Below are 13,461 nucleotides of genomic sequence, written 5' to 3'. Positions count from 1 at the left end.
CCCGTTCAGGCGACGATTTCGCGCGGGATGATGAAGTCGTCCACCGTCCCCGAGCCGAAGGTGACCTGATCCCAACTGTCCACGTTGAAATCGGCCACCAGCGTGGCCCCGGTGGGATAGCGGTTGAAATCGGGGCTGGCGGGGACATGGGCCACCAGACGCGCCGCGAATTCCGCGATGCCGGGGTTGTGGCCGATCATCATGACCACATCGCCCTTGGCATGGCGCAGCACGGCGAGCATCACGTCAGGGCCGGCATGGTAGAGCGCGGGTTTGAGTGCCAGCGTCGGCGTGCCGGGAAGGGCGGGGGCGATCCCGCTCCAGGTCGTGCGGGTGCGGAGGGCGTCGGAGCACAACACCTCGTCCGGGACATAGCCGCGCGAGGCGAGCCATTGGCCAAGGTCTGCGGCGGCGGCCTTGCCACGTTCGTTCAGCGGGCGGTCATGGTCGGGGGTGAGCGGGTCGTCCCAGCTTGATTTCGCGTGGCGCGTCAGGATCAGGCGCTTCATTTATTCCCCCCTTTGCGGGGCGGATCAGCCCGCCCCGTGGAATCGGGCCATGTGATAGGCCGATTGTTCGGGAAGTCTTGCATAGCCCTGTGACACCGGGCAAGCGCGGCGCACTTCGCAGCCCTGCGTGAGGCAGGGCTGGCCTTGGGGCGTGTCGAGGAAGGATTTGCAGGCGGGGACGTCATAGCCTGCCTCGGTCAGCGCGCCGACGGGGCAGGCGGTGAGGCAGGGTTTCGCGCAGGTGTCGCAGGGGCGGTCGGTGGGCGGGGGGACGTCGATGCGTTCTTTCAGCGCGAGGGCGCCGCGGAAGCTGACCATCATGCCTTGGTCTGCCGAGACGAGCAGGCGGACGGGGCTTTGCCAGATGCGGCCCGTGCGGATGGCCCAGCGCTGGATCGGCTGGTAGGGCGGGCCGCCGAAGGGGAAGAGCGCCTTGGCGCCGAGGTCGCAGGCGATGCGGCCTATGGTGCGGCGGGACCAGCGGTCCATCGGGTCGGGGTTTCCGTCCTGCCATTCGGGGCTGGCGGTGAAATGCGCCCAGAAGCCCGGTTCGAGGGGGCCGAGCATGAGGAGGGTCCGGGTGCCTTCGGGCGTGCCGTCCTCTTCGGTCGGGTGGAAGCCGCCGAGGATGGTGAGGTGATGGGCGGCGAGGGTTTCGGCGAGGGTCAACGCTTCACCCGGGGTTTGACGCGGGGTTCGGTGGAGCGGATCTGCGAGCCTGCGCCGTGGTCGGTGAAAAGCTCCATCAGGCAGGCATTGGGGACGCGGCCGTCGAGGATGGTGACGGCGCGGACGCCTTCTTCGAGGGCTTTGAGCGCGGTTTCGGTCTTGGGGATCATGCCGCCCGCGATGACACCGGACGCGGTCATGGCGCGGACTTCTTCCGGCGTGATCTGGGTCATCACCTGACCTTCGGCATTCTTGACGCCTGCCACATCGGTGAGGAGGAGGAGGCGGTCGGCCTTGAGCGCGCCTGCGATGGCACCCGCCGCCGTGTCGCCGTTGACGTTGAAGGTTTCGTTGTCGGCCATGCCGGTGGCGACGGGGGCGACGACGGGGATGATGCCGGCGTTGTAGAGGTCGCGGAGGACCTGCACGTTCATCTCCACGGGCCGGCCCACGTAGCCGAGTTCGGGGTCGTCTGCTTCGCAGACCATGAGGTCGTCGTCCTTGCCCGAGATGCCGACGGCGCGGCCGCCCGCGTCCATGATGGCCTGCACGATGCGTTTGTTGACGAGACCCGACAGGATCATTTCGACGACCTGCACGGTGGCCTTGTCCGTCACCCGCTTGCCGCGGACGAATTCGGATTTGATGCCCAGTTTGTCGAGCATCTCGTTGATCATCGGCCCGCCGCCGTGGACGACGACCGGGTTCACGCCGACCTGACGCATCAGCACGATGTCGCGGGCGAATTCGGCCATGGCGGCGTCGTCGCCCATGGCGTTGCCGCCGAATTTCACCACGACCACCGCATCGGCATAGCGCTGCAGGTAGGGGAGGGCTTCGGACAGCATCTTGGCGGTGTTTGCGGCGTCGGACATGGTGCTCGTCTGCGGTTTCATGGGGCCCCCGGGGTGGTTGCGGCCTTGGTAATGCGTGACGCGGCGCGTGCCAAGCGGCAATGGCCTTTGGCGGGCAAAGCGGCGATACTCTGGCACAGGACAGGTATGGGGCGAGTCGGATGGACGGGCAGAAAACGCTTGTATTGACAGGGGCTTCGCGCGGGATCGGGCATGCGACGGTGAAGCGGTTTTCGGCCGAGGGGTGGCGGGTGCTGACCTGTTCGCGCCAGCCCTTCGATCCGCGCTGCCCCTGGCCGGGGGGAGAGGAGAACCATATCCAGATCGACCTTGCCTCGCCCGAAAAGACGATTGCCGCGATCGAGGTGATCAAGGGCAAGATCGGCGGGCGGCTGGATGCCTTGGTGAACAATGCGGGGATCAGTCCCAAGGGGCCCGGCGGGGCGCGGCTGAACACGCTGGAGACGGATTTGCGGACATGGGGGCAGGTGTTCCATGTGAACTTCTTCGCCTCCATCGTGCTGGCGCGGGGGTTGAAGGATGAGCTGTCGGCGGCGGGCGGGTCGGTGGTGAACGTGACGTCGATTGCGGGCGGGCGGGTGCATCCTTTCGCGGGGGCGGCCTATGCCACGTCGAAGGCGGCGCTGGCGGCGCTGACGCGGGAGATGGCGCATGATTTCGGGCCGCTGGGGGTGCGGGTGAACGCGATTGCGCCGGGCGAGATCGAGACGGCGATCCTGAGCCCTGGGACGGAGAAGATCGTGGAGCAGTTGCCGATGCGGCGGCTGGGGCAGCCGCGCGAGGTGGCGGATGCGATCTGGTTCCTGTGTTCGGACCAGTCGAGCTATATCAGCGGCGCCGAGATCGAGGTGAACGGGGCGCAGCACGTTTGACCGTGAAGGTTGTGCGGTGGCGTGGGGATGCTATCCTTGCGGGAGGGTTCCCTTGCCGGGGCGTGGATGGTGCGTGGAGTTCGGTGCGGTGTGGCGGTGGGGCTGCTTTTCATGATGTCGGCGGGTGATGGGGCTGCGGGGGGCGTGATGCGCCTTGGCTGCATGGCACCGTCATGGATCGACCGCGCGCGGCTTGAGGCGTTGTGCGCGGAGGTGGCGGCTGGCTTGGGCGCGGCGCTGGGGCGCGAGATGCGCGTCGTGGAAGGCGGGGCGGATGTGGCGCTGGAGGTGATCCGGCTGGAGGCGGCGGTGGTGGTGGCGCGGCTGCATTGGCCGGGCGCCGCGGCCGGGGCCTGCGGTGGAACTGGGCGCGGTGGATGCGGGATTGGGCGAACCGTCCTATAGGATGCTGGCCGCGGGGTTGTTGAAGGTGTCGCCGCCGCCCTGAGGAGGGGGCGGCTGTGTTCGGGTATCAAGTGAGGGGTATTGTGAATGTGTCAGATGTGCGCGGTGATCGTGAATACCGGGACCTGCGGTTTCGATCCGGGTGGCGCGGTGATGGCGCTTCTTTTCGAGGGCGGGGATGCGACGGGATCGCTGACCGGTTCAGGACGGCGGATGATGGCCGTGGGCGACGAGTTCCGCGGCACTCTGACCGCGAACGATCAGGACGTCATCGCCGTGACGCTGACGGCGGGGGAGAGCTATAGCTTCACGCTGCAGGGGCGGGGGACGACGCCGGGGCTGGATACGGTTCTGGAACTCTATTCGGCGGGGCGCGCGCTGCTGGCCGAGAATGACGATTTCGGGGTGGGCCTCGGGTCGCGCATCAATTTCACTGCGACGGAGACGGGCACCTATCTGCTGCGGGTGGGTGGTTTTATGGGGGCAAGCGGGCAATACAGCCTGACGGCGGTGGAATTGCCGCCGCTGGCCGATGCGACGCCGCAGACGCTTGCGTCGTTCCTGACGGATGGGTTCTGGGCGGCGACGGGGCGGTCGCGCCATGCCTTCGACACGACGACCGACAGCGTGATCACCGTCAATGTCGCCGGACTGACGGCGGAGGGGCGGACCCTTGCCCTTGCCGCGATGGAGGCATGGGAGATGGTGGCCAATGTCGATTTCCGGGTGGTGACGACGACGGCGGATATCACCTTTGACGACAATCAGGCGGGGGCCTTTGCCAATTACACCAATAGCGGCAGGACGACCCTTTCGGCAGCGGTCAACGTGTCGACCCAGTGGTTGCAGACCTATGGAACGGGCTTTGGCAGCTATTCCTTCCAGACATATGTGCATGAGATCGGCCATGCGCTCGGGCTGGGGCATCAGGGGCCCTATAACGGGCGGGCGGATTTTCCCAATGATGCAGCCTTCCGCAACGACAGTTGGAGCCTGTCGATCATGTCCTATTTCGATCAGGACCAGAACCCGCATGACCCGAGCGGGTTCGGCTTTGTCCTGACGCCGATGATTGCCGATATCCTTGCCGTGCAGGACCTCTATGGCGCGCCGGTTGGCGGGGTGACGGCGGGGAATACGGTCTGGGGCGAGGGGACGACGCTGCAGAACTTTCTTGGCGACTTCCTGCGGTCGGAACTTGCCGCCCCGGACCCGCTTTCCCAGCTTGCCTTCACCATCTTCGATGAAGGTGGGCGGGATCGCGTCGTCTTCGCCTCGGACGGCATGGCGCAGGATGTGGTGCTGGAAGGGGGCGCGCGGTGGAATGTGTTCGGCGGGACGGGGAATGTGATCGTCGCGCTGGGCACGGTGCTGGAGGATTACGTCGCGGGATCGGGCAATGACCGGATCGTCGGCAATGCCGGGGGGAATGCGCTGACGGGCAATGCGGGGAATGACCGGCTGGAGGGACGTGCCGGCAATGACACGCTGTCAGGGGGAGCGGGGCGCGACCTGCTGATCGGCGGGGATGGAAACGACCGGCTGATTGGCGGCATCTGGGCGGACCGGCTGAACGGTGGGCAGGGAAATGACGTGCTGGCAGGTGGTGCGGGGGCGGATGTGTTCATCTTTGCCGCCGGGCGGGACCGGATCACAGATTTTCAGGACAATGTGGATAGGCTGTGGATCGAGGGTGATCTGCTGGGCGCGGCGGGCGCGACATGGGGCGCGCTGGCGGATCTGGCGCAGGCCTTCGCCGACAGGGTGGAGTTCCGGTTTTCCAACACCCATGTCCTGACGGTGACGGGGGTGACGCAGATCGCCCAGCTTGCCGATGACGTCGTCTTCGTCTGAGGCGGGCGCTATTCCAGCGTGGCGATGATGGCGCGCAGGGTTTCGATGCCGTCGCCCTTTTCGGAGGAGGTCACGACCAGTTCAGGATAGGCGGCGGGGTGTTTCGCCAGCGCGCCCTTGACCTGTTCGATCACCGCGTCACGCTCGGCGCGGTTGATCTTGTCCACCTTGGTCAGCACGGCCTGAAAGGTGACGGCAGAGCGGTCAAGGAGTTTCAGGATATCCTCGTCCACCGCCTTGACCCCGTGGCGGGCGTCGATCAGGACGAAGGCGCGGCGGAGGGTCTGGCGGCCAGCGAGATAGGCTTTCAGCAGTTCCTGCCATTTGCGGACGGTGGCGACGGGGGCTTCGGCATAGCCGTAGCCCGGAAGGTCGGTCATGTAGCGCGTCTCGCCAAGCGCGAAGTAGTTGATTTCCTGCGTCCGGCCCGGGGTGTTCGAGGCGCGGGCGAGGGTTTTGCGGCCTGTCAGTGCGTTGATGAGGGACGATTTGCCCACGTTGGAGCGGCCCGCGAAGCAGACTTCGATGCGGTCGGCCGGGGGCAGGCCCGACATGGCGACCACACCTTTGACGAAGGTGACGGGGCCTGCGAACATCAGGCGGCCTTTTTCGCGCGCCTCGTCTTCTGGGTCGGGGGCGAGGGTGAATTGAAGCTGGGTCATTCTAGGGTCCATGCATCGCCCGTGGCGATGGTGCCGGGGGTGACGACCACGGCGTAAAGGCCGAAATCCTGATGGCCGAAATTTGCCTCCAGCGCGCGGAGGGTGTCGGCATTGCTGATGCCGGTGGCGGGTTCGACGGTGGTGGCGGAGCAGCGGGTGATGCGTTCGCGGATTTCGAGGATGGCGTCGCCGATGTGCAGGCGGCGGCCCAACCAGTTCCATTCGTCCCACGCCTCGGCCCCCGAAAGCCAGAGGTTGCCGCGCCAGCGGTGGATCGAGAGGTCGTGGCCCATGCGGGCGGAGAGGTCGGCGAGAGAGGCCATGTTCAGGATGGCGACGGAAGCAAAGTCGCTGTCGGTCATGCCGCGCCCTGCGGTGACGATGCGGGCGGGTTGCGCGCGGTTTTCGGGGTTCAGCGGGCGGACCCAGTCGAGGAAGCGGGGCGTGTCGGCGGCGTCATCGGGGCGGAAGGTGATTTCGCCGCGGTCGGGGTGGCGGAGGGTGACGGTTCCCGTCGCCTCGTCCAGCGTGCTTTCGATGGCCATGAGGGCGGGGGCCTTGGCGGCGCGGGCGAAGTTGACGCAAGGATTCCAGCCTTCGGTCAGTTTCGCGGCCTCATGGGCCACGGCCCAGTGGCGATCCCACGGCAGGCAGGCACCCTCCGAAAGACGAACGGACGCGAGGGCCTCGCGTCCGTGTCCCTTGATCGGGTGGCGGCAGATATGGTCCAGCCGCCCGCCCGTCATTTCTTGGCCTTCTTCGACTTGTCGGCCACCGGCACGGGTTCCTTTTTCTTGAAGCCCGACTTGATGTTGCCGAAGACATCGGGCTTGTGCCCGTGGCTGCGCATGATGAGGTATTGCTGGGTGAAGGTGATGATGTTGTTCGTGATCCAGTAGACCACGAGGCCCGAGGCGAAGCCGCCCAGCATGAACATGAAGATCCACGGCATCCAGGCGAAGACCTGCTGCTGCACGGGATCGGTGGGCTGCGGGTTCAGCTTTTGCTGGAGCCACATGGTGATGCCCAGAAGGATGGGCAGGATGCCGATGAAGATCAGCGCCATGAAGCTGCCCGGCACGGGCGCATCCCAGGGCAGGAGGCCGAAGAGGTTGAAGATCGAGGACGGGTCGGGGGCCGACAGATCCTTGAGCCAGCCGAAGAAGGGGGCGTGGCGGAGTTCGATGGTGACGAAGATCACCTTGTAGAGGGCGAAGAAGATCGGGATCTGGATCAGGATGGGCAGGCAGCCCGCCGCAGGGTTGACCTTCTTGTCCTTGTAAAGCTGCATCATTTCCTTTTGCAGCTTTTGCTTGTCTTCGCCCGCGCGTTCCTTCAGCGCCTCCAACTCTGGCTGGAGTTCCTTCATCTTGGCCATGCTGACATAGGATTTGTAGGCCAACGGCAGGACGAGGAATTTCAGGAAGAAGGTCAGCGCGATGATGGCGAGGCCCATGTTGCCGATCACGGCGTTCAGCCAGTGCAGGACGGCGAAGATGGGCTTCGTCAGGAAGAAGAACCAGCCCCAGTCGATGGAATCGATGAAGCCGGGGATCGACAGATCGCGTTCATAGGCGCGGATCGTGGCCCATTCCTTGGCCCCCGCGAAGAGGCGGGTGGTGGAGGTGACGGTCGCGCCTGCGGCCAGTTCCTGCACCGGCTTGCGGGTTTCGGTCTGGAAGATGTCGGCAGAGGGGACGTATTTCGTGACGGCGGTGAAGGGGACGCCCTGTTCGGGGATCAGCGTCGTCATCCAGTATTTGTCGGTGAAGCCGATCCAGCCATCGGCGCCGGCATCCACCACCTCGGCCTGTGCGCCTTCGCGTTCGACGACGGGCAGTTCCATCAGATCGTCGTATTTCTGTTCGGTCAGCGTGCCATCGGTGCGGCTGACCATGCCTTCGTGCAGGACGAAGAAGTTCTGCAGGCCGGCAGGCTGGCCATGCCGCGCCACGATGCCATAGGGGAAGAGCGAGACGGCGGCGCTGCCGGCGTTCTGGACCGTGTCGGTCACCGTGAACATGAACTTGTCGTCCACGCTGATTTCGCGCGTGAAGGTCATGCCCTTGGCGTTTTGCCATTGCAGGGTGACGGGGGCATCGGGGGCCAGCGTGCCGCCGCCCACAACGCGCCATTCGGTGCGTGCGCCGGGGACATCGTCCACCGTCAGGCCGGTGCCGGGGCCCCAGCCGAAGACGGCGTAATAGGGGTGCGCCTCGCCGACCGGGGAGAGGAGGCGGACGATGGGGGAGTCCGCCAAAAGCGTTTCCTTGTAGGCCTTGAGCGAGAGGTCGTCGATCCGGCCACCCAAGAGCGAGATGGAGCCGGTCAGGGCGGGCGTGTCCACCGTCAGGCGCGGGGCCTCGGGCAGGGGTTCGGCCTCGGCCGTGGTGGCTGCGCCATCGGCGGCGGCGGGTGCGGCGGGGGCCGTTTCCGTTTGTGCCACGGCGGCGGGGGCGTTCGGATCCACGGTGGGTTCGGGCGGCGGGAAAAGCACGAACCAGACGAGGATCACGAGGAAGCTCAGCACGGTTGCGAGCAGGAGGTTCTTGTTCTGGTTTTCCATAGGTGGAAACTGCCGCCTTTGGTGGAATTGGGTCAGGGGTGCTTCAACAGAAGGGGGGGCGAAAGGTCAAGCGCTTTCGCCTGTGGCGCAGGGGGGCGGGCCGGGAAAGTGATCAGCGCAGGGCGGGGGGAAGGCCTTCATCGGTGCCCGGTTGCGCCGCGCCGGGGGCGAGGTTCAGGAAGTCGAAGATCGCGGGGTCGGCGAGGTGGGAGGGGCGCACGTTCTGCAGCGCGCGGAACATGACGTTGCGGCGGCCGGGGGTGCGGGATTCCCAATCGTCGAGCAGTTTCTTGACCTGCATGCGTTGCAGGCCTTCCTGCGAGCCGCACAGATCGCAGGGGATGATGGGATAGTTCATGGAACGGGCGAATTTTTCGCAATCCTGTTCGGCGACGAAGGAAAGGGGGCGCAGGACCATCAGATCGCCGTCCTCGTTCACCAGTTTGGGCGGCATGGTGGCAAGGCGGCCGCCGTGGAAGAGGTTCATGAAGAAGGTTTCCAGGATGTCGTCGCGGTGGTGGCCGAGGACGACCGCCGTACAGCCTTCTTCGCGCGCGATGCGGTAGAGGTTGCCCCGGCGCAGGCGCGAGCAGAGGGAGCAATAGGTGCGGCCCTGCGGGACCTTGTCCACCACGATGGAATAGGTGTCCTGATATTCGATGCGGTGGGGGACGCCCATCTGGGTCAGGAATTCGGGGAGGACGGTGGCCGGGAAACCCGGCTGGCCTTGGTCGAGGTTGCAGGCGAGCAGGTCCACGGGCAGGAGGCCGCGCCATTTGAGTTCGTGGAGGACGGCGAGGAGGGTGTAGCTGTCCTTGCCGCCGGACAGACAGACGAGCCAGCGGTCGCCCCGGTTCACCATGCCATAGGTTTCGATCGCCTCGCGCGTTTCGCGCACGATGCGTTTCCTGAGTTTCTTGAACTCGGTCGAGGTGGGGGCGCCGTGGAAGAGCGGATGGATATCGTCGAGATCGTCCAGCATCGGGCTGCCCTCTGGCGCGGGTGTCGGGGAAGTGAGGCATGGATATGCCAGAAGGGCGGGGATTGGGCAATCCGGGCGGGCCTGCGCCGCGTATGAAGGGAAAATGTCCGGAGGATTGCCCATGCGCCCGATGAAGACCCTCGCCGCCCTTGCCCTGATCCCGCTTCTGGCCGCCTGCGCGGGGAAGCCCTCGCTGGAGGATGCGTCGCTTTCGACGCGGGAGTTGGAACTGGAGGAGTTCTTCGACGGGCGGCTTGTCGCGCATGGGCAGTTTCAGGACATCTTCGGCACGGTTCGGCGGCAGTTCGTGGCCGATATCCAAGGGGATTGGGACGGAGAGCGGCTGCGGCTGGTGGAGGATTTCGTTTATGAGGATGGGGCGACGGAGCAGCGTGTCTGGACCTTGCGGAAGACCGGGGAAGAGACGTGGGAAGGCACCGCGCCGGGGTGATCGGGGTAGCCACGGGGGTGGAGAAGGGCGACCGGTTCAACTGGAAATACACCATCGACCTGCCGGTGCCTGCGGCGGATGGGACGGTGGAGACGGTGCGGGTGAGTTTCGACGACTGGATGTGGCTGCTGACGGAGGATCGGCTGTTCAACAAGGCCTACATGCAGCGCTTTGGCGTGGATGTGGGCGAGGTGTCGATCTTCTTCGAGAAGCGGTAAGGGGGGCGATTTTTCTGCGAAAAATCGTGAAGAGCGAATTTTCTGCGAAAATTCAGAAGGTTGCGCTTCGGGTTGTCGGGATTTTCGCAGAAAATCCGGGGGCGGTGAAATCTTCGCAGAAGATTTCCTACGCTTGGTGGTCGGGGTCCGACCCCGGCACGGGGTCATAGCCGTGCCCGCCCCAGGGGTGGCAGCGGCAGATGCGGTGGACGGTCAGCCAGCCGCCCTTGATCCCGCCGTGGCGTTCCAGCGCCTCGAGCGCATAGGCGGAGCAGGTGGGTTGGAAGCGGCAGCCGTGGCCGACCCATGGCGACAGGATCAGGCGATAGGCGCGCACCGGGAGGGCAAGGAGGCGCGCGAGGGGGGTCATGGCTTGCCGCGATGGACGGAGGCCAATGCCGCGCGCAGGTCGTCGCGCAGGGTGGCGAAGTCGCGTGATATGGTGGCCTCGGGCCGTGCGACGAGGACGTAATCCCAGCCGGGTTGCGCGAGCGGGGGCAGGATTTCGCGCACAAGTGCGCGCAGGCGGCGCTTGGCGCGGTTGCGCATCACGGCGTTGCCGATCTTCTTCGAGGCGGTGAAGCCCACGCGGATGGCGGGACTGTCATCGCCGCGATGGCGGGCCTGCAGGAGGAAGCCGCCGGTCCCCTGCCTGCGGGCGGAGGCGGCGCGCAGGAAATCGGCGCGCTTGCGGATCGTGGTGACGGCTTGGCAAAGCGAAACCGCCGACGGAGCGGCGGGCGCTTCGGCGGTATCGCCTTTGCCCGTGTCCATCGGCGGTGTCATCGCATCACCCGTGTTCAGCCCCGCAGGGCCGGAAGGGATCAGGCGGACAGGCGCTTGCGGCCCTTGGCGCGGCGCGCGGCCAGCACGAGGCGGCCACCCTTGGTCGCCATGCGGGCGCGGAACCCGTGGCGGCGCTTGCGGACCAGGTTCGACGGTTGGTAGGTGCGCTTCATCGCGGCTCTCCGTATCAATCAGGCAGCGCAAACCCCACGGATTCGAGCGCCGCTTCTATTCGAAGCCCGTCCTTTACGGGGGGTCGTGGCCCAAGTCAACGCGCGGTTGGGGGAATTTCTGCAACATTTCGCGCCTCCGGGGCCGGGAATGTTGCAAGACGGGCCATCCGGATCAATGCGGCGTGAGAGGGCTGGCGCGCGGGGTGCGGTTCCGACCATGTTCGGGGCATGAGAGACGCACCGCCTTCCCCCGATCCCCAGACCCTGCCGCAAGGCCGGGGTCGGATGATTCCCGTGCTGGTCCTGCTGGCGATGGCCGTGATCGGCGCGGTCTTCCTGCGCGATCAGTTGACCTTCGACGCGCTGGCCGCGCATCGCGAGGCGCTGCTTGCCTTCCGCGATGCGCATTACGCGCTGGCGGTTGGGGTCTTCGTGCTGGCCTATGTTGGGATCGTGGCCTTTTCCTTGCCCGGGGCGACGGTGGCCACGCTGACGGGCGGGTTCCTGTTCGGGCTGTTTCCGGGCGTGCTTTTCAATCTGGCCGGGGCGACGGCGGGGGCGATTCTCCTGTTCCTTGCGGCGCGGGCGGGGTTTGGGGTGCGTTTGGCGGCGAAGATCGAGGCGCAGGGCGGGCGCGTGGCGCGGCTGCGGGCGGCGCTGGCGGCGAATGAGTGGGAGGTGCTGTTCCTGATGCGGGTCACGCCCATCGTGCCCTTCTTCATGGCGAATCTGATCCCTGCGCTTTTGAACATCTCGCTGGTGAAATTCGCGGTGACGACGGCGGTGGGGATCATTCCCGGCGCGCTGGTTCTGACATCGGTGGGGTCGGGGCTGGGCGAGGTCTTCGCCCGGGGGGGAAGCCCGGATTTCGGGGTGTTCCTCGAACCCTATGTGGTGGGGCCCATCGTCGGGCTGGTGGCGCTGGGCCTGATGCCGATGGCGGTGCGGGCGCTGCGGGCGCGGGCCGGACGGCGGGAGGTATGACGGCGATGGAGCGGATCGAGACGGATATCTGCGTGATCGGCGCGGGGTCGGGCGGGCTGTCCGTGGCGGCGGGCGCGGTGCAGATGGGCGCGCGGGTCGTGCTGATCGAAGGGGCCGAGATGGGCGGGGATTGCCTGAATTTCGGCTGCGTTCCCTCCAAGGCGCTGATCGCGGCGGCGGCGGCGGCAGAGGCGCAGCGGGGATCGGCTGCCTTCGGGATTGCGGCGGTGGAGCCTGCGGTGGAGTTCGGGGCGGTGAAGGATCACGTCGCCGCCGTGATCGCCGCCATCGCGCCGGTGGACAGTCAGGAGCGGTTCGAGGGGCTTGGTTGCCTTGCCATCCGCGACTGGGGGCGGTTCGTCTCGCCGCGCGAGGTGGAGGCGGGCGGGCGGCGCATCCGGGCGCGGCGTTTCGTGATCGCGACCGGGTCGCGGGCGGCGGTGCCACCCGTGCCGGGGATCGGGGCGGTTCCCTATCTGACGAACGAGACGATCTTTGCCCTGCGTGAACGGCCTGCGCATCTGCTGGTGCTGGGGGGCGGACCCATCGGGATGGAGATGGCGCAGGCGCATCGGCGGCTGGGATCGGCGGTGACGGTGATCGAGGCGGGCCGCGCCTTGGGGCGCGAGGACGCGGAGGCGGCGGCGGTGGTGCTGGCGCGGCTGCGGGCCGAGGGGGTGGAGATCCGGGAAGGGCAGGGCGTGGTGCGGCTGCGCGCGGTCCCCGAGGGGGTGGAGGCGGTGCTGGCCGATGGCACCGTGGTGAACGGCTCGCATCTTCTGGTGGCGGCGGGGCGGGTGCCGGTGCTGGACCGGCTGGATCTGGCGGCTGCGGGCGTGGCATTCGACGCGCGCGGCGTGGTCGTGGGGCCGGGCCTGCGGGCCAAGGGCAACCGACGCGTCTTCGCCGTGGGCGACGCGGCGGGGGGGGCGCAGTTCACCCATCTGGCAGGCTATCACGCGGGGGTGGTGATCCGGCAGGCGGTGCTGGGGCTGCCCGCGAAGGCGCGGACGGATCATATCCCGCGCGTGACCTTCACCACGCCGGAACTGGCGCAGGTGGGACCTACGGAGGCCGAGGCGCGGGCGGCCTTTGGCGACGGGGCCCGCGTGACGCGGGCGGAGTTCCACCACAATGACCGGGCGCAGGCCCTGCGCGAGACGGAAGGCTTTGCCAAGCTGGTCATCCGCAAGGGCAGGGTGATCGGGGCCACGGTGGTGGGGCCGGAGGCGGGCGAGGTGATCGCCCCGCTCGCGCTGGCGGTGGCCACGCGGATGAAGGTCTCGGCGCTGGCGGGGGTGGTGCTGCCCTATCCGACGCTTGCCGAAGTGGCCAAGCGCGCGGCGGGGGCGCATTTCGCGCCCGCGCTGTTCGGGAACCCGCGGTTGAAGGCCTTCGTCCGGCTGGTGCAGCGGTTCCTGCCCTGAAACACTCCTGCGGCCTTGCGCCCGGGGC

The 13,461-nt window shown here is 66.9% G+C and carries 15 protein-coding genes and 1 pseudogene; 6 read left to right on the top strand and 10 right to left on the bottom strand.

Features of this window, described 5'->3' with window-relative positions; translation table 11 throughout:
• Nucleotides 1-5: 5 nt before the first annotated feature.
• Genes TabM4_RS16440 through argB form a run of 3 tightly spaced genes read right to left on the bottom strand, consistent with a single transcriptional unit; the run spans nucleotide 6 to nucleotide 2,053 of the window.
• Nucleotides 6-509 (bottom strand): SixA phosphatase family protein, encoded by a 504-nt coding sequence (locus TabM4_RS16440; RefSeq protein WP_434614781.1) that lies wholly within the window; start codon nucleotides 507-509, stop codon nucleotides 6-8.
• A 24-nt stretch (nucleotides 510-533) separates the two neighbouring features.
• The gene (locus TabM4_RS16435; protein ID WP_434614779.1) at nucleotides 534-1,178 is read right to left on the bottom strand and encodes a ferredoxin; all 645 of its coding nucleotides are present in this window, start codon (nucleotides 1,176-1,178) and stop codon (nucleotides 534-536) included.
• The gene (argB, locus tag TabM4_RS16430; protein ID WP_434622131.1) at nucleotides 1,175-2,053 is read right to left on the bottom strand and encodes an acetylglutamate kinase; all 879 of its coding nucleotides are present in this window, start codon (nucleotides 2,051-2,053) and stop codon (nucleotides 1,175-1,177) included. The genes TabM4_RS16435 and argB overlap by 4 nt, the downstream gene beginning before the upstream one ends.
• A 140-nt stretch (nucleotides 2,054-2,193) precedes the next feature.
• Here argB and TabM4_RS16425 point away from each other — a divergent pair, with 140 nt between their 5' ends.
• From TabM4_RS16425 to TabM4_RS16415, 3 genes are all read left to right on the top strand, one after another.
• Nucleotides 2,194-2,925: an SDR family oxidoreductase gene (locus tag TabM4_RS16425; protein WP_434614777.1), complete on the top strand. Its 732-nt coding sequence runs from the start codon at nucleotides 2,194-2,196 to the stop codon at nucleotides 2,923-2,925.
• Nucleotides 2,926-2,991: 66 nt separating this feature from the next.
• Nucleotides 2,992-3,330 (top strand): hypothetical protein, encoded by a 339-nt coding sequence (locus TabM4_RS16420; RefSeq protein ID WP_434614774.1) that lies wholly within the window; start codon nucleotides 2,992-2,994, stop codon nucleotides 3,328-3,330.
• Nucleotides 3,331-3,417: 87 nt separating this feature from the next.
• Entirely contained in the window at nucleotides 3,418-5,184 is a 1,767-nt protein-coding gene (locus tag TabM4_RS16415; RefSeq protein ID WP_434614771.1) for a M10 family metallopeptidase, read from the top strand.
• 8 nt (nucleotides 5,185-5,192) lie between these two features.
• Here the strand turns inward: TabM4_RS16415 and yihA are convergent, their stop codons facing one another.
• From yihA to ttcA, 4 genes are all read right to left on the bottom strand, one after another.
• The gene (gene yihA / locus TabM4_RS16410) at nucleotides 5,193-5,846 is read right to left on the bottom strand and encodes a ribosome biogenesis GTP-binding protein YihA/YsxC (protein ID WP_434614768.1); all 654 of its coding nucleotides are present in this window, start codon (nucleotides 5,844-5,846) and stop codon (nucleotides 5,193-5,195) included.
• Nucleotides 5,843-6,592 carry an MOSC domain-containing protein gene (locus TabM4_RS16405; protein ID WP_434614765.1) on the bottom strand — a complete coding sequence of 250 codons (750 nt, stop codon included), beginning with the start codon at nucleotides 6,590-6,592 and terminating at the stop codon, nucleotides 5,843-5,845. The genes yihA and TabM4_RS16405 overlap by 4 nt, the downstream gene beginning before the upstream one ends.
• Complete coding sequence (gene yidC / locus TabM4_RS16400; RefSeq protein ID WP_434614762.1) at nucleotides 6,589-8,412, bottom strand: membrane protein insertase YidC; 1,824 nt, start codon at nucleotides 8,410-8,412, stop codon at nucleotides 6,589-6,591. Before yidC ends, TabM4_RS16405 begins: the two co-directional genes overlap by 4 nt.
• A 112-nt stretch (nucleotides 8,413-8,524) precedes the next feature.
• A complete protein-coding gene (gene ttcA, locus TabM4_RS16395) occupies nucleotides 8,525-9,394 on the bottom strand; it encodes a tRNA 2-thiocytidine(32) synthetase TtcA (protein WP_434614759.1) in 870 nt (289 codons plus the stop codon).
• A gap of 121 nt (nucleotides 9,395-9,515) precedes the next feature.
• Between ttcA and TabM4_RS16390 the strand changes: the two are divergent.
• Nucleotides 9,516-10,063: pseudogene (locus TabM4_RS16390) on the top strand (DUF3833 domain-containing protein).
• Between the two features lie 127 nt (nucleotides 10,064-10,190).
• Here the strand turns inward: TabM4_RS16390 and yidD are convergent.
• Genes yidD through rpmH form a run of 3 tightly spaced genes read right to left on the bottom strand, consistent with a single transcriptional unit; the run spans nucleotide 10,191 to nucleotide 11,022 of the window.
• Nucleotides 10,191-10,433, bottom strand: a complete 243-nt coding sequence (yidD, locus tag TabM4_RS16385; protein ID WP_434614756.1) for a membrane protein insertion efficiency factor YidD — start codon at nucleotides 10,431-10,433, stop codon at nucleotides 10,191-10,193.
• Entirely contained in the window at nucleotides 10,430-10,849 is a 420-nt protein-coding gene (rnpA, locus tag TabM4_RS16380) for a ribonuclease P protein component (RefSeq protein WP_434614753.1), read from the bottom strand. Before rnpA ends, yidD begins: the two co-directional genes overlap by 4 nt.
• 38 nt (nucleotides 10,850-10,887) lie before the next feature.
• Entirely contained in the window at nucleotides 10,888-11,022 is a 135-nt protein-coding gene (gene rpmH / locus TabM4_RS16375; RefSeq protein ID WP_023666388.1) for a 50S ribosomal protein L34, read from the bottom strand.
• 285 nt (nucleotides 11,023-11,307) lie between these two features.
• On the opposite strand from rpmH, the gene TabM4_RS16370 reads away from it, so the two are divergent.
• The gene (locus tag TabM4_RS16370; RefSeq protein WP_434614750.1) at nucleotides 11,308-12,006 is read left to right on the top strand and encodes a TVP38/TMEM64 family protein; all 699 of its coding nucleotides are present in this window, start codon (nucleotides 11,308-11,310) and stop codon (nucleotides 12,004-12,006) included.
• A gap of 5 nt (nucleotides 12,007-12,011) precedes the next feature.
• Nucleotides 12,012-13,433: a dihydrolipoyl dehydrogenase family protein gene (locus TabM4_RS16365; RefSeq protein ID WP_434622129.1), complete on the top strand. Its 1,422-nt coding sequence runs from the start codon at nucleotides 12,012-12,014 to the stop codon at nucleotides 13,431-13,433.
• Nucleotides 13,434-13,461 lie beyond the last annotated feature (28 nt).

Origin of the sequence: Tabrizicola sp. M-4, from assembly GCF_051132405.1 — a bacterium.
Lineage (GTDB): Bacteria > Pseudomonadota > Alphaproteobacteria > Rhodobacterales > Rhodobacteraceae > Paragemmobacter.
This window is presented reverse-complemented; position numbering and strand designations above follow the sequence as displayed.